This window comes from Sphingomonas sp., from assembly GCF_048594985.1.
Lineage (GTDB): Bacteria > Pseudomonadota > Alphaproteobacteria > Sphingomonadales > Sphingomonadaceae > Sphingomonas_I.
Genome location: NZ_JBMDXG010000281.1, coordinates 1 through 14,676 on the forward strand (window position 1 = coordinate 1; position 14,676 = coordinate 14,676).

Consider the following 14,676-nt stretch of genomic DNA (forward strand, 5'->3'; position numbering starts at 1 on the left):
CCCAGTGTGGCTGATCATCCTCTCAGACCAGCTAAGGATCGTCGCCTTGGTGAGCCTTTACCTCACCAACAAGCTAATCCTACGCGGGCTCATCCAAAGGCGATAAATCTTTGGTCTTGCGACATCATACGGTATTAGCACGAGTTTCCCCGAGTTATTCCGTACCTAAGGGCAGATTCCCACGCGTTACGCACCCGTGCGCCACTAAGGCCGAAGCCTTCGTTCGACTTGCATGTGTTAGGCATGCCGCCAGCGTTCGTTCTGAGCCAGAATCAAACTCTCAAGTTTTTGAACGACCAATCGCGCCCGGGGGAATGCCCGAACGCAGGTGGCCGCACTTCAAGGAGCCGTTCCTGCACAATACATGGTGTGTATTGGGACATTGAATTCTCACCCGACAAAGCCGAAGCCCTGCCTGGATGGAACTCGTGGAACGGCATATTGCTTAACCACATGACCAACGCCTTGAAGCCGTTGGATGTGGAGCCGCCGCCCACATGTCCCTTCATCAAACCGACAATGAGAAAGAGCGAACCGCTGCGCCGGCAACTTTCCTTCCTCCCTGTTGCCAGGTGGGGAGAGAAGCTGCCGATGTAGCGGTGAACCGCGTTTCGCCGTGGCGAAGCGCCGTTGACGAGGTGCTATCTATGTCCGGTCGCCCGGGCCGTCAACCGAGATTTTGCAATTTTGTTGCGCCGCCCCCGAAACCCCCGAAAAACCGCCGTTTTTGAATGACATGTTGCGATGAGCTGAGCGGTCCGGGGCCCGAATCACGGGCTCCCGAGGCTCGAATCAGCCCGAAATGTAGGCGCGCATGGCCTCCACATCGGATTCGATCAGCTCGATCCGCGCCTTCACGAGGTCGCCGATCGACAGGAAGCCGACCATCCGCCCCTCCGCGATCACGGGCAGGTGACGGATTCGCCGGCGCGTCATGAGCGACAGGCCCGCAAGCGGGGTGACGGAGGGATCGACGGTGATGGGGGGCCGGGTCATCACGCGCTCGACCGGCCAGTCGAGAATCGCGGCGCCATCGCGGCGGAGGGCATGGACCACGTCGCGTTCGGACATGATCCCGACGACCCGATCCTGATCCACGATGGGGACGGCGCCGATGCGGTTGTCCGAAAGCAGGGTGATGACGGCGCGGACCAGTGTGTCGGGCGCCGCCTGCACCACGGGGCCGTCGCGGCCCTGAAGAATCGTCGCGAGCGTCATGTCGCCTCTCCTTCGCGTGCCCGATCTTCCATGAGTCGGGCTTCGCCGCGATCATCCCACTTCGGGCGCGCGAAGGAAAGGCGCGGGCGCGCTCGCACGCCCGCGGGGTTCAGGGACGGATCAGGCTTCGACCACCGCTTCGGCGCGCGGCTTGCGCGGACGGCGCGGCTTGGGCGCCTTCTCCACCGCCGGCTCGATCGCCGCCTCGGCGACGTCCTCGGCCAGCTGCGGAGGGGCGGCATCGGGCGCGGGCGCCGCGATCCGCTGGCTCATGAAGTCGGGGGCGAAGCCGGCGGCCTCGTTCTGCCCGTCGGCATCGCTTTCGACGAGCGGGGCCGGCGCGACCGTGCCGTTGCGACGCCCACGCTCGCGCCGGCCTTCGCCGGCTTCACGACCGTTGGCGGCGCGCTCCACCCGATCCGGACGCTCGGCCCGTTCCGCGCGCGGAGCGTAGCTGCGCTGCTGCGGCTGGACATCGCCCTCGCCGTCGTCCCAGCCATTGTCGCCGCCCTCGGCACGCGACTGCGCGGTATCGCCGCCGTCCTCGTCGCCGAACTCGTCACGATAATCGGGACGCTGCGGGCGCTGTTCCTCGAACCGGGCGCGATTCTCGTTGAGCACGCGGAAATAATGGTCCGCGAACTGGAGATAATATTCGGTGTTGACCCGGTCGCCGCTCATCTGCGCGTCGCGCGCGAGATTCTTGTACTTCTCGAGAAGCTGGGCGGCGTTGCCGCGCGCGCGGTTGTCGACCCGGCTGCCATTGTTCGGACCACCCGGCTGACCGCTACGCGTCTGCTGGCCCCCACGGCCGCGACGGCGACCGTTCTGACGGTTGTTCATCAAGTTGGTCTAGTCCTCGTCACTGGTGATCAGTTTCACCACTCCATTCCGGGCCTTTCCCGGAAGATCGCGTCCGGGCATCGCCCGGCTGTTTTCGCCCGCTACCCCCTGATCCTCGCGATGCGTGACGCGATCGAGACTCTCGCGAGTCCCGCGTCCGCCGCTTCGCCGAGACGCCGCAACCGGCGGCCTAGCCCTGGGGGGTTCGGGCGGGACATCGGGCCGAAGCGTTCGGCAATGTCCCTATCCGTGATGTCCATGTAAGGCTTCGCACGCGGCTTTCCAAGAGGAAAGTCAGGCATCCGGCGTCGCGACGAGGCAACGGTAGCGTCCCGCGAGATCCTGGCGAAGCACGGTCCGGAAGCCGCGCGCGGCGAACAGCGCGGACACCGCCGCCGCCTGCGTGGCGCCGATCTCGATACAGGCCGCGCCGCCGGGGGGCAGGTGGAGCTGCGCCGCGATCGCGCGATAATCGTCGAGCCCGTCGGCGCCGGCGAACAGCGCGCTGGCGGGCTCGTGGTCGCGCACCTCGGGCGGCAGCGGCTCGTCGATGCCGATATAAGGCGGGTTGCAGAGAACGAGGTCATAGTCCCCCGCCGCCCCCGCTTCCCAGCCGGCATGGGCGAAGGCGGCGCGGTCGCCCATGCCGAGCGCGACGGCGTTGTCCGCCGCGACGGCGAGCGCGGCCTCGCTCCGATCAATGCCGAGCCCAGTCGCCTCGGGCCATTCCGCCAGCGCCGCGAGCAGCAGCGCACCCGATCCCGTGCCCAGATCGAGCACGCGGCGCGGGCCGACGCGGCCGAAATGCGCGAGCGCGGCCTCGATCAGCGTCTCGCTGTCGGGCCGGGGGATCAGCACCGCGGGCGTGACGCGGAGCGTGATCGTCCAGAAATCGCGGCGGCCGACGAGGTAGGCGACCGGCTCGCGCGCCAGCCGGCGCGTGAGGAGCGGCGCGAAGCCGGGCGGCACGGGCCGGTCGCGCGCGCCCAGCAGCATCGCCTCGCGCGGCTCGCCCAGCGCGTGGGCCATCAGCAGCTCCGCGTCGAGCCGGGGCGTCTCGCTCACCGCAGCGAGGCGGCGCGCGGCGTCGGCCAAAACGGGGCCGAGCGTCATTCGGGCTTCTCCGCGCGCTGGCGGCGACGCTCGGCACCCCATGCCTCGTAGTCGCGCCGCGCGCAGCCGACCGCCCCGCCCGCGCCGGTCGACGAGCAGGAGCCGATCCCGGCCGCGCCGACCCCGCTCTTCACCTCGCCGCGCCCGCTGGCGCGCAATTCGCCTGAAGCAAAGCGCGGATCGAGCTTGGGGATGCGATAGCCCTCGGCGATGCCCCGGTCGGGGGCGCATACCACGACCTCACCGGCGCGCGCGCCGGGGCAGTTGCGGATCGCCTCCACCACTCTCTTCTTGAGATGTTCGACCGGACCCGTCTTCGGCAGCGGCGCCGCGACCTCCGCGAGCAGGAGCAACGCCGCGATCATGCGCGTCCGGCCGTGCCTTCGGTCCCGGCGTCCGGAGGAGAGATCGTCAGGGAGAAGCCAAACCGAACCATGATCGCCCCGCGCCTCACGCCTTCCTTATTCGGCCAGCGCCGCCAGCCTCTCCGCTTCGTCCTCGGCGATCAACGCGCCGACCAGCTCGTCGAGGCCGCCGCCTTCCAGGATTTCGGGCAGGCGGTGGAGCGTCAGGTTGATGCGGTGGTCGGTCACGCGGCCCTGCGGGAAATTGTAGGTGCGGATACGTTCGCTCCGGTCGCCTGAACCCACCATGGATTTGCGCGTGCCGGCGCGCTCGTCGGCCAGGCGCGCACGCTCCGCCTCGTACAGGCGCGCGCGCAGCACCTTCATCGCCTTTTCCTTGTTCTTGTGCTGCGACTTCTCGTCCTGCTGGATGACGACGGTGTTGGTCGGCAGGTGGGTGATACGCACCGCCGAATCGGTGGTGTTGACCGACTGCCCACCGGGCCCGGACGAACGGTAGACGTCGATCCGCAGATCCTTGTCGTCGATCCGCACGTCGACCTCCTCCGCTTCCGGCAGCACCGCGACGGTCGCGGCGGAGGTGTGGATGCGCCCCCCGCTTTCGGTCACGGGGACGCGCTGGACGCGGTGCACTCCGCTTTCGAACTTGAGACGCGCGAACACGCCCGCGCCGGTGATCGCGGCGACCACCTCCTTGAAGCCGCCCAGCTCGGCGGGCGAGGCGGAGATGAGCTCGGTTCGCCAGCCGCGCGTGTCGGCATAGCGCTGGTACATGCGGAACAGGTCGCCCGCGAACAAGGCCGCCTCGTCGCCGCCCGTCCCGGCACGGATTTCGAGGATGGCGGAACGCTCGTCGGCCGCGTCGCGCGGCAGGAGGGCCAGCGCCAGCCGCCGCTCGGCATCGGCCAGCTTGCCGCCCAGCTCCATCTTCTCGGCCTCGGCCATCACGCGCAGTTCGGGATCGGCATCCTCGTCGGAGATGATGAAGGCGAGCGTGTCGAGCTCCTGCCGATACCGCCGCACCTCGGCCGCCGCATCGGCGACGGGCTCGAGCTCGGCATAGTCCTTGGATAGCTTCACGAACTGGTCGGCCGCGAGATCGCCGCGCGCCATCTGCGCCGACAATTCGTCGCGCCGCGCCTCGATCTGACGGATGCGGTCGAGCGGGATGGTGATCATGCCGCGTCCCTCGCAATCCAACCCATCCCCGTCACCCCGGACTTGATCCGGGGTCCCGCTTTTTCAAGCGACCGAAAAAGGCAGCGGGATCCCGGATCAAGTCCGGGATGACGATCGCCATCAATCACCGCGCCGCCCCATCGATCGCCTGCCGCACGATCCCGTCAAGCGCGTCCAGCGTAAAGTCCGTCCGCCCACCCGAACTGACATTGATCCGTGCATCCTGGTCGGGCTGCCCGCGTACGTAGATTAGCGCATCGACCTCCGCCTTGCGGGCGAGTTCGGCCTTCCGCTTCACCTTCGGGGCGTATCCGTTACGCACTTCATATCCGGCATCGCGCATCGTCCGCGTGACGCGGGCAGCCCGATCCTCATCCTCTGGCGTATCGGCAAGCACAGCGAAAACCGGCATCGTCCGGCGCGGCGTATCGACCAGCATCGCCAGCCGCTCGATCCCCGCCGCCCAGCCGACCGCAGGGGTGGGCGCGCCGCCGAGCGCCTCGATCAGGCCATCATAGCGGCCGCCGCCGAGCACCGTGCCCTGCGCGCCGAGCCGGTCGGTGACGAATTCGAACGCGGTATGGCGGTAATAATCGAGCCCGCGCACCAGCCGCGCGTTGCGCGTCCACGTCACGCCAGCGGCATCGAGGCCTTTCGTCACCGCCTCGAAGAACGCGCCCGCTTCGACCGACATATGCGCATCGATCTCGGGCGCGGCATCGGCGATCGGGCGGTCGCGCGGATCCTTCGAATCGAGGATGCGGAGCGGGTTCTTGGCGAGCCGGTCCTGGCTCTCCTCGGACAGGTCGCCGCGATGGGCATCGAAATGCGCGACGAGCGCCTGGCGCCATGCCTCGCGCGTGGCGCTGTCGCCCAGCGTATTGAGCTGGAGCGTGGCGCCGTCGGCGACGCCGAGTTCGTGGAGAAGATGGTCGGCGAAAGCGAGCAGTTCGACGTCCGCCGCCGGCTCGGCCGCGCCGATCACCTCGGCATCGAGCTGGTGGAACTGGCGGAAGCGCCCCTTCTGCGGGCGTTCGTAGCGAAACAGGGGCCCGTGCGTCGCGACCTTGAGCGGGGCATAGTGCTGCCACCCCTCGCTCAGATAAGCACGCGCGATGCCGGCGGTGAATTCGGGGCGCAGCGTCAGGCTGTCGCCGCCACGATCCTCGAACGTGTACATCTCCTTCGAGACGACATCGGTGGTTTCGCCGAGCGAGCGGGAGAAGACCGCCGTCGCCTCGAACACCGGCATTTCGATCCGCTGGAAGCCGTAGAGGCGGCGGACGCGTTCGAACGTTTCCACCACGTGGGTGAAGCGCCGCGCCTCCTCGCCGATCATGCTCTGGGTGCCGCGGACGGGCCGGGGTGTCTCGATCTTCGCCATCTGGCCGGCGCGTCTAGTGGATTGCGCGGGCGAGCGCGAGGGGCGTCAGAGGCCGAGCCGGCGGGCCAGCGCGCGCGCCATCCCCGATGCGGGGCCCGCCGTCGCCACCGGCCCGCATTCGAGGCAGCGCGCCTGGATCGCGGGGCCGCGCGCCACCGCCTCGGCATCGGCCAGCGCGCGGAGCAGTAAGTCCTGCGGTGCCTGCGCGATGCGGGTCCAGGCATCGGCAGGAGCGTCGCCACGCTCCTGCGTCTGCGTCCAGTCGCGCAGCACCGCCTTCCAGCTGTTGGGCTCGCGCTCGATCCAGCGGGGGTTGCGCGCCCCGCCGACGAGGTGCGCCTGGTCGGCCGCATAGGCGATGGCGTCGTCGAGTCCGCCGAACCGGTCGACCAGCCCGATCTGGCGCGCGGTGCCGCCCGCCCAGACGCGGCCCTGCCCGATCTCATCGACGCGCTCGCGCGGCAAATGACGCGATTCGGCGACGAGGCCGACGAAGCGGGCGTAGATATTCTCGACGCCGGTCTGCACCAGCCGATCGAAATCGGGCGAGGTGCCGCGCAGCACGTCGGGCTGGCCCGACAGCGGCGTGGTGGCGACGCCGTCGGCCGACAGCCCGAGCTTCTGGAGCGCGCCGGCAAAGGTGGGGATCACGCCGAACACCCCGATCGAACCCGTGACGGTCGACGGCTCTGCAAAGATCATCCGGCCAGGGGTCGACACCCAATAGCCGCCCGACGCCGCGACCGAGCCCATCGACACCACGATCGGCAGCCCCTGCGCCTTGGCAGCGAGGATCGCGCTGCGGATCCGTTCGCCCCCGGTGACCGATCCGCCGGGCGAATCGACGCGCACGACCAGTGCCTTGATCCGCTTGCGAGCGAGCTCCTCGGTCAGCAACCCCGCGACCGTATCGCCGGCGGCGGTGCCGGGCCCGGCGGTGCCGTCGGTGATCGTGCCCGCCACCGTCAGCACGCCGACCCCGCCGGCGGCGGGCGCGGGCTTGGCCGCGAGATAGGCAGGCAGGCTCACGGCCGAATAGGTGCCATCGGACGCGGGGCCGGCGAGCTTCGCCACGCGCTGCTCGAACGCCGCGCGCGGGCCCAGCACGTCGACCAGCCCGGAGTTACGCGCGGCCGTCCCGCTGTCGCCGCCCGCCGCCGCCAGCACGCCCGCCGGATCGCGGACATAATCGGCAAGCTTCGCCTTGGGCCGCGCGCGCCCGACATCGTCCATCCACGTCGCGAGCAGCGCGTCGGCCAGCGCCTGATTGGCGGCCCGCGCCTCGGGCGACTGGTCGCTGCGGATATAGGGCTCGACCGCCGATTTGTACGTGCCGACGCGGTAGACGTTGGCGGTCACCCCGAGCTTGTCGAGCAGCCCCTTATAATAAAGCCGGGGGCCGCCCGGCCCCTGGATCAGCACCGCGCCGAGCGGATCGAGCCAAACCTCGCTGGCATGCGCGGCGAGCAGATAGCCGTCGTCGGCATAGCCGGTGGCGTAAGCAAGCACCGGCTTGCCCGCGCGCCGCGCCTTGTCGAGCGCGTCGCCCACGGTCGCCAGCGCCGCCTGGCCGCCGCCGGTGAAGCGGTCGAGGTCGAGCACGATCGCCTTGATCGACGTGTCGCTGGTCGCGACCTCGATCGCGCGCACCACGTCGCGCAGGCGATATTCGCGCGTCGCCGGGCCGTTGCCAGACAGAAGCGCGAGCGGATCGGCATCCTCGGGCTGCTCGACGATCGCGCCGTTCAGCCGCAGCAGCAGCGCGCCACTGGCCGGCAGGGTCGGGTTGGGCCGGACCGACAGCGCGGCATAGAGGAGGAAGAAGAACAGGAGCAGCAGGAGCAGGACGAGCGCGTCCTTCACCCCGACCAGCAGCCGCCACAAACCCCGCATCACGCCCATGCCCGCATCTCCATGCGCCAGGACTTAGGCGATCGCGCGCCGCTAGACCATCGCGTCGAGTATGGCATCCACCTCGACCGTGGCGAAGGTCGTGAAGCTGTCGGCGACGCCGTAGGGCAGCAGCAGCGTCCGCCCGTGGACCAGGCCGCCGCAGCTATAGACTACATTGGGGACATAGCCGTCGCGTTCCTTGGGGCTGGGATGGACGAGCGGCAGGCGCATCCGCCCGAGCAGCTTTCCCGGATCCTTCTTGTCCAGCAGGCTCGCGCCGAGGCAGTAATTGCGCACCGATCCGACGCCGTGGGTGAGCACCAGCCAGCCTTCGTCGATCTCGATCGGCGACCCGCAATTGCCCATCTGGACGAATTCCCACGAGAAACGCGGCGGGATCAGGATCTTCTCCGCCTTGTCCCAGACGAGGATGTCGTCGGAATAGGCCAGCCAGACATTCTCGTTATCGTGGCGCGTCAGCATCGCGTAGCGACCGTCGATCATGCGCGGAAACAGCGCCATGCCCTTGCCGCCCGACAGCGCGCCGGTGAGCGGTGTCATCTCGAACGTCTTGAAGTCCGGGCCGACCCGCAGCAGCTCCGACCGGGCCGACGCGCCGCTGAAGGCGGTGTAGGTGCCGAGATAGCTGATCCCGCCGTCCTCCTCCTCGAACCGGACCAGCCGCAAATCCTCGACGCCCTGCGACTGCGCCTTCGTGACGGGGAACAGCACGGTTTCGGACACGTCGTGACTGCCGCCGCAGTCCATCACGACATGCTGCCGGACCGCGTCGCCGTCGCTTTTGCGAACGTGCGGGGGGATCGCCATCGGACTGGGCTTGTCGACCTCCAGCGACTTGCCCGGCGTCCACGTGCCGGTCCGGAACGTGACCGACGACATGTGCCCCTCGCCAATGCCGCGCAGCGCCATGACGAAGCGGAGCGAGCCTTCGGGCACGCCCGACTGATCGGGCCACAGCACGACGCTTGGGTTGAACAGGGCCGCCGCCTCGAACGAATATTCCTCGCAGAAATAGCCGCCGATCACGAGCGCCTGCTTCTCCGACAAAGCGGCGCGGTCGACGCCCAGGCCGGGGATCTCGTTGAGCCGATCGAGGAGATATTGGCGCAACCGCTCGCTCGGCGCTGAGAAGGAGCCTTTGATCCGATTGAGTTCGGCATCCAGCCCGTCTTCGTCGAGGGTCATGATCCGCTCGGCGATGCGCGCCGCGCGCGGCCGGTCGGGATCTACGAACCCTTCGGGATCGCCCGGCTCGAACGGGCGGACGACGGTGCGCGAGGGATCCGAACGAAGGATGACGTCCAGATGCGTCATCAGGTCTGTACCCTTCACGTGATCCTCCCGCAGCCGCGAACGGTCACGGAAAGCGCGCGAACAGGGTTGGTTCCGTAACGAAAGGCGTCGCGACCCCGCATGCCCGCCGCCAACGGACCGGGGGCGCGTCCGCGCGCGGGGTCAGGCGGACTTTCCGACAGGCTCGGCCCGCTGCGGCGCGAGCAGGGCGGTCAGCGTCTCCACCGGCATCGGCTTGCCATGGAGGTAGCCCTGCACTTCCTGACAGCCGGCGCGTTCGAGCCACACTTCCTGATCGGGGGTCTCGACGCCCTCGGCGACCACCCCCAGTCCGAACGTCCGGCCGATGCGGAGGATCGCATCGACGACGACCGCGTCGCACGTGTCGGGCGCGAGATCGCGCACGAAGGTGCGGTCGATCTTCAGCCGCGTCACCGGCAGTTCCTTGAGCAGGCTGAGCGAGGCGTAGCCTGTCCCGAAATCGTCGAGGGACACACCCACGCCCTGCTGCCTGAGCGCCGCCAGCGTGCCCATCACCACATTCCGGTTCTTGACCGCGACCGTTTCGGTCAACTCGATCTCCAGCAAGTCGGGCGGAAGCTGGTGGTCGCGCAACTCATTGGCGACGCGATCGGCGAGGCTGCCGGAGCGGAATTGCGCGGCGAACAGATTGACGCCCACGCGCAGCGGCGTTCCTGCCCGTCGCCACGCCGCCCCCTGCCTGACCGCCGTGCGCAACACCCAGTGACCCACGGCCGCGGCCAGCGGCATCCGGTCGAGAACGTCGAGGAACTGCGCCGGCGGCAGGATGCCATGATCAGGATGACGCCAACGCAACAACGCCTCGACGCCGGTGACGCGGCGCGTCGCGAGATCGATCTGCGGTTGATAATAGACTTCGAACTGCGCTTCGTCGAACGCGCGGCGAAGCTCCGCCTGAAGCTGCCGTCGCGATTCGACCTGATGGCGCATGTGCGGCTCGTAATAGCCGACCGCACCGCCGCCCTTCTCCTTCGCCTGACGAAGCGCGAGATCGGCGGCGGCGAGGAGCGCGTCGATCGTATCGCCATGATGGGGTGCGACCGCGATCCCGATGCTGGTATCGAGCCGGAGAAGCTCGTCATCCACCGCGAAGCCGCGGCGAAAGCCGTTGCGCAAGTCGACCGCGATACGATGGGCCTCGCGCGGGTCGGCAAGCTCCGGAACCAGCAGCGCGAACTCGTCACCGCCGAGGCGTGCGAGCAGGTGACCGGGATCGGCCTCCTGACGAAGCCGATCGCCGATGACGGCCAACAGCGCGTCGCCGACCCCATGCCCGAGCGAATCGTTCACGTCCTTGAAGCCATCGAGATCGAACAGCAGGACCGCCCCGGACTGCTGCCGTCCGATCAGCGCCCTCGCCTCATCCAGGAAGTATGCGCGGTTCGGCAAGCCAGTCAGCGCGTCGAAATGCGCCAATCGGGCGAGCCTCTCCTCGTCCTGATCACGAAGCCGCGCCGCATGCCGTTGCACGAGCCGTTCGGTGAGGAGGCGTGCAAGGCCGTCGAGTTGGCGACGCTGGGCCGCATCAAACATGCGCGGCTCGGGCCCGAATACGCACAGCGCGCCTAATATGGGGCCCGTCGCGGCCCGCAGTCGCACCGCGGCAAGGAAGGAAACATTCGGAGCGCCCAAAACGAAACGATCGGCCGAGAAGCGCATATCCCGGCGCGCATTTTCCACGACTAACATCCCGTCGTGATCCAACAAATGTTGCAGCAACGGCGTTGTCGCGAGGTCGAAATCACGTTCGAATTCGGGACACTCCGCAACCGAGTGCCGCTCATGTTCAATTTTCGAGACAAAAATGGCAGATGACTGAAAAACAGATGCCGCCAATTCGACGATGCTATCGATTTCGGGATCGGATCGATGATCAAAAGAACTGTTATGCGCTGGAAGCGACTGCGCGCCGACTTGATCGGCGCTAGTGGAGGCAATCGAACGCATATTTCTGGGGCTGCTCTATAACGCGAGATGCGCCAAAGGTAAACCAAGGATGGTTTCCAATCCTTTTACGCAATTTTGCTTTCCAATTGAAATTGGATCGCAAAATCGGCGCGAAAGGATCAGCGAATTGCGGCGCGATACGCGGAATGGTGCCCAGGGACAGCATCGAACTAGTTGTTCGTGGTTGTTCGCCGATGATCGTTTTCTCTAAGGAGAGCGGAACGAAAAGCGCCCATATGTTCCGTAACTGTTCGTTGACGTTCGCCTCTAGCCGCGTCAAAGTGTGGGAACGGACTAGGGAGCGGAATGGCTAAGCTGACGGCCCTGACAGTGAAGAACGCCAAGGCAGGTCGCCATGCCGATGGCGGCGGCCTGTACCTTCTGGTCAAGCCAACGGGCGCGCGGTCATGGCTGCTCCGGATCCAGGCCGACGGTAAGCGCCGCGATGTTGGGCTTGGCACCGCTGACCTGTCCTCACGAGCAACCGGCAAGGGTGATCCGTCCCCGATCGCGATACCCATACTTCATCGCAGGCTCCTCACGCTTGGCGAGGCGCGGGAGAAGGCGAACATCCTGCGTGCCGCCGCAAAAGCCGGGCTCGATCCGGTTCTCGAGCGTGACCGCGAGCGTCGCTCCATCCCCAAGTTCATGGATGCCGCCAAGGAAGCGCACGCGGCGCTGAAGAGCGGATGGACCGCCAAGGGCGCGCAGACCTTCCTCAGTTCCCTTGAGAACCACGCCTTCGATGGCCTGGGCAATAAGCGCGTGGACGGGATAACCGCCGCAGACATTTCCGCCGTGCTGGCGCCGATCTGGACAGCGAAGCCCGACATGGCTCGGAAAGTACGGCAGCGGATCGGTACGGTGCTGAACTTCGCTCATGGAAAGGGGTGGCGGCCGACCGAGGCGCCTGGTCGATCGGTGACGGTCGGTTTGCCCCGCCAGCCCAAGGGCGGAAACTATGACGCGATGCCTTATGCCGAGCTTCCCGCGTTCGTCGCGGAGTTGACCAGCAAGCCGGCCTCGACGGGACGGCGAGCGCTGCTCTTCCAGATCTACACCGCCGCGCGGCCGGGCGAGGTCCGGGGCGCTCGCTGGGGACAGATCGATTTCGATAAGAAGGAGTGGCGACGGCCCGCCGAGCTGATGAAGGGCACTGACGCTCCTCCGCATACGGTAACGCTCAACGCCGCCGCCGTCGCTCTGCTCAAGGAGATGAAGGGCGCCAGGGAGCCCAAAGCCGACGAGCTGATTTTCGCTGGGCCGCAGGGCGGCATGTTGTCGGACATGACGATGAACAAGGTCCTGCGCGACGCCAAGCAGCCCTATAACGCGCACGGCTTTCGCAGCTCGTTCCGCGACTGGGCTGCGGAGAAGATGCCGGAGATACCTGATCCCGTTGCCGAGGCTGCTCTTGCGCATGTCGTGCCCGACAAGGTGGTTCGAGCTTACAAGCGGACCAGCTTTGTTGAGATGCGGCGGAAGCTGCTCGATGCGTGGGCAGAGCATCTCGCCAGCGGACACCGGAGCGCTCCCTGATGGCTGAGCTCAAGATCAAAGTGTCTCTCGTATCCATACCTGAGAACAGCGAGGGAGCTGCGCGTCTGTTGGCCCAGATCGCCAAGCCGACCAACGTCGTGGCAGGGATGAAGAAGCTCCGCGATTTTCATCTTGTCCTGGAGGGTGAGCGCCCCTTTAACAATCGGAGCCGAGATCAGGTGCTCGACGCGGTGTCGACAGTTTGGACGCAGCTACGTCACGCTATCGAGGTTGGGGATTGGTTTGATCGGATGTTCGCGAACCTCGTGAAGTCTGATTTCGATCATTCGGGAGCAGCTCGGGACTATGCCCGATCGCTTGCCTCGTCTCTTAAAGAACGAGACAAGAAGACGGTTTGGAAACCGTATTTGCCTGTAGCCCACTTGGCAGCAGGCTTTCGCGAGACGATGCTAAAAACGCGACGTGGACGCTACTTTGAAGCGGGCAATTTCCCGCGATCAGTTCAACTTGAGCAGGTTCGCGACCTTCTATTCGATGATCATAGCTGGCTGGGGCACGCCGTTAAGGCGTCGCAGGCCCGCATCGTGCTGCCGCGACAGCGGGGCGTGCAGCCACCTGCGGATACGCGATGGTTCATGCTAACTGCTGGAAACTCGCAAGAATCCACCCCCGCTTCGCAAAAGTAGGCTCCCGTCAAAAGGCCGCCTTTTCACCGATGTTCGCCTTCACCCGCTGACGTCCGTCAGCATGGAGGAGGCAAACCAGATGGACCCTGTAACCGTGACCGTTGAAGGCGCCCGCAAGGCCCTCGGCATCGGCAATACAAAGATCTATGAGCTGATCGGCGAGGGGAGGCTTCGCACGGTCAAGATCGGGCGACGCACACTCATCCGCACAGACAGCATCCGCGCTCTGGTGGATCAGGCTGCGTGATTGCTCATCTCCGTCATGTGGGGTGCGCTTCGGCCTAACAGCGAAGCGCCCCGCCGGTCCTGCCAGACCGAACGGGGCACTGTGAACTTCTTCAACACCAACGCTTCGACAGATACTCTCGATACCCTGAAATCGCAACCGGGTCGCATCATCGCGACGCACTGGCTCCGCCCTGAAATCGGGGAGGCGGCCTGTGGCTGATCACGTCATCTTCATCCGCCCCGAACCCTTCGGCGTCGGTTTCGACATCACCGTTGAGCCGGGTCGGGCCTGGTCGAACTGCAACACCGAACGCCCGACCCTGCGCGAGGCGCCGCGATATGCCGACAGCCCAAAGAACGTGCACGGCTGGCCCATCCGCGATGAGACGGGAGAGGCGGCATGACCCGGCCCGTCGCACATTCGCGCCCCTATGATCTCGGCCGAGGTTTCTCCGTCGAGTTCAAGCTCCAGCACGGACAGCTCAACGCCGTGTGGTCCCCTCGCGTGCCTCACGGCCGGCGGGGCCGCCAGCTTTTGCCAGCCTACAAGGCTGCCCGAAACCGCTTCCTTTCCTCCCTGACGCCCGACCTGGGTACGATCATGGTGGTGGACCTCTGATGGCGACGGCTCAGATTCCGACCGATCCGGGCAGCCAGGCGTGGACGGCTCACCGCGTGGCGGTGTTCAACGGCCAGCACGATACGCACATCGATACGGGCGAGGACTATCCCACCATTTCGCTCGCTGAGGTGTTTGCGATGCCGCCGGCTTCGCGCGACAAGCGCCATAGCCCCGCCTGCATCCCGAGCAGCTATTGCGGGCACGACGCGCGGGAGCACGCCCGCCAGCGGCAGGCGGGCACGTTCGTTGCGCTCTGTGGCGACGTGGATCGGGGCAACCACCCGGCCGACGTGGTGATCAAATCCGTAGAAGGCTTCTGTGACGGTGCGGCCTGGCTCGTCT

General features: G+C 66.8%; 15 protein-coding genes and 1 rRNA gene. 6 read left to right on the forward strand and 10 right to left on the reverse strand.

What is annotated here, in order from left to right:
- The 10 genes from ACOJSF_RS11310 to ACOJSF_RS11355 form a co-directional block, all read right to left on the reverse strand.
- Positions 1–288 (reverse strand): 16S ribosomal RNA (locus ACOJSF_RS11310); the annotation flags it as partial.
- A 504-nt stretch (positions 289–792) separates the two neighbouring features.
- Positions 793–1,218: a CBS domain-containing protein gene (locus ACOJSF_RS11315; protein ID WP_420142301.1), complete on the reverse strand. Its 426-nt coding sequence runs from the start codon at positions 1,216–1,218 to the stop codon at positions 793–795.
- A gap of 120 nt (positions 1,219–1,338) precedes the next feature.
- Positions 1,339–2,061, reverse strand: coding sequence for a DUF4167 domain-containing protein (locus ACOJSF_RS11320; RefSeq protein WP_420142302.1), 723 nt, complete (start codon positions 2,059–2,061; stop codon positions 1,339–1,341).
- Positions 2,062–2,355: 294 nt separating this feature from the next.
- Complete coding sequence (prmC, locus tag ACOJSF_RS11325; protein WP_420142303.1) at positions 2,356–3,174, reverse strand: peptide chain release factor N(5)-glutamine methyltransferase; 819 nt, start codon at positions 3,172–3,174, stop codon at positions 2,356–2,358.
- Positions 3,171–3,539, reverse strand: a complete 369-nt coding sequence (locus ACOJSF_RS11330; protein WP_420142304.1) for a hypothetical protein — start codon at positions 3,537–3,539, stop codon at positions 3,171–3,173. Before ACOJSF_RS11330 ends, prmC begins: the two co-directional genes overlap by 4 nt.
- 96 nt (positions 3,540–3,635) lie before the next feature.
- Entirely contained in the window at positions 3,636–4,718 is a 1,083-nt protein-coding gene (gene prfA, locus ACOJSF_RS11335; RefSeq protein ID WP_420142305.1) for a peptide chain release factor 1, read from the reverse strand.
- Between the two features lie 124 nt (positions 4,719–4,842).
- On the reverse strand, positions 4,843–6,102 hold the full coding sequence (gene hisS / locus ACOJSF_RS11340) for a histidine--tRNA ligase (protein WP_420142306.1): 1,260 nt from the start codon (positions 6,100–6,102) through the stop codon (positions 4,843–4,845).
- 45 nt (positions 6,103–6,147) lie between these two features.
- The gene (sppA, locus tag ACOJSF_RS11345; protein WP_420142307.1) at positions 6,148–8,004 is read right to left on the reverse strand and encodes a signal peptide peptidase SppA; all 1,857 of its coding nucleotides are present in this window, start codon (positions 8,002–8,004) and stop codon (positions 6,148–6,150) included.
- 42 nt (positions 8,005–8,046) lie between these two features.
- Entirely contained in the window at positions 8,047–9,330 is a 1,284-nt protein-coding gene (locus ACOJSF_RS11350) for a glycoside hydrolase family 130 protein (protein WP_420142315.1), read from the reverse strand.
- A gap of 141 nt (positions 9,331–9,471) precedes the next feature.
- On the reverse strand, positions 9,472–11,298 hold the full coding sequence (locus ACOJSF_RS11355) for a putative bifunctional diguanylate cyclase/phosphodiesterase (RefSeq protein ID WP_420142308.1): 1,827 nt from the start codon (positions 11,296–11,298) through the stop codon (positions 9,472–9,474).
- Between the two features lie 306 nt (positions 11,299–11,604).
- Between ACOJSF_RS11355 and ACOJSF_RS11360 the strand changes: the two genes are divergently transcribed.
- From ACOJSF_RS11360 to ACOJSF_RS11385, 6 genes are all read left to right on the forward strand, one after another.
- A complete protein-coding gene (locus tag ACOJSF_RS11360) occupies positions 11,605–12,837 on the forward strand; it encodes a tyrosine-type recombinase/integrase (RefSeq protein ID WP_420142309.1) in 1,233 nt (410 codons plus the stop codon).
- Positions 12,837–13,484, forward strand: a complete 648-nt coding sequence (locus ACOJSF_RS11365; RefSeq protein ID WP_420142310.1) for a hypothetical protein — start codon at positions 12,837–12,839, stop codon at positions 13,482–13,484. Before ACOJSF_RS11360 ends, ACOJSF_RS11365 begins: the two co-directional genes overlap by 1 nt.
- A 79-nt stretch (positions 13,485–13,563) precedes the next feature.
- Entirely contained in the window at positions 13,564–13,731 is a 168-nt protein-coding gene (locus ACOJSF_RS11370; protein WP_420142311.1) for a helix-turn-helix domain-containing protein, read from the forward strand.
- Between the two features lie 193 nt (positions 13,732–13,924).
- The gene (locus ACOJSF_RS11375; protein ID WP_420142312.1) at positions 13,925–14,116 is read left to right on the forward strand and encodes a hypothetical protein; all 192 of its coding nucleotides are present in this window, start codon (positions 13,925–13,927) and stop codon (positions 14,114–14,116) included.
- Positions 14,113–14,331 (forward strand): hypothetical protein, encoded by a 219-nt coding sequence (locus ACOJSF_RS11380; RefSeq protein ID WP_420142313.1) that lies wholly within the window; start codon positions 14,113–14,115, stop codon positions 14,329–14,331. The genes ACOJSF_RS11375 and ACOJSF_RS11380 overlap by 4 nt, the downstream gene beginning before the upstream one ends.
- On the forward strand, positions 14,331–14,676 hold a 346-nt coding region (locus tag ACOJSF_RS11385; protein ID WP_420142314.1), incomplete at its 3' end, for a hypothetical protein. The genes ACOJSF_RS11380 and ACOJSF_RS11385, both read left to right, overlap by 1 nt.

Coding starts and splice junctions, on each gene's coding strand:
- ACOJSF_RS11350 (WP_420142315.1), bottom strand. CDS start 9,330: ATGACGCATCTGGACGTCATCCTTCGTTCGGATCCCTCGCGCACCGTC.
- sppA (WP_420142307.1), bottom strand. CDS start 8,004: ATGGGCGTGATGCGGGGTTTGTGGCGGCTGCTGGTCGGGGTGAAGGAC.
- ACOJSF_RS11355 (WP_420142308.1), bottom strand. CDS start 11,298: ATGCGTTCGATTGCCTCCACTAGCGCCGATCAAGTCGGCGCGCAGTCG.
- ACOJSF_RS11330 (WP_420142304.1), bottom strand. CDS start 3,539: ATGATCGCGGCGTTGCTCCTGCTCGCGGAGGTCGCGGCGCCGCTGCCG.
- ACOJSF_RS11320 (WP_420142302.1), bottom strand. CDS start 2,061: ATGAACAACCGTCAGAACGGTCGCCGTCGCGGCCGTGGGGGCCAGCAG.
- ACOJSF_RS11315 (WP_420142301.1), bottom strand. CDS start 1,218: ATGACGCTCGCGACGATTCTTCAGGGCCGCGACGGCCCCGTGGTGCAG.
- ACOJSF_RS11360 (WP_420142309.1), top strand. CDS start 11,605: ATGGCTAAGCTGACGGCCCTGACAGTGAAGAACGCCAAGGCAGGTCGC.
- ACOJSF_RS11365 (WP_420142310.1), top strand. CDS start 12,837: ATGGCTGAGCTCAAGATCAAAGTGTCTCTCGTATCCATACCTGAGAAC.
- hisS (WP_420142306.1), bottom strand. CDS start 6,102: ATGGCGAAGATCGAGACACCCCGGCCCGTCCGCGGCACCCAGAGCATG.
- prfA (WP_420142305.1), bottom strand. CDS start 4,718: ATGATCACCATCCCGCTCGACCGCATCCGTCAGATCGAGGCGCGGCGC.
- ACOJSF_RS11370 (WP_420142311.1), top strand. CDS start 13,564: ATGGACCCTGTAACCGTGACCGTTGAAGGCGCCCGCAAGGCCCTCGGC.
- ACOJSF_RS11380 (WP_420142313.1), top strand. CDS start 14,113: ATGACCCGGCCCGTCGCACATTCGCGCCCCTATGATCTCGGCCGAGGT.
- prmC (WP_420142303.1), bottom strand. CDS start 3,174: ATGACGCTCGGCCCCGTTTTGGCCGACGCCGCGCGCCGCCTCGCTGCG.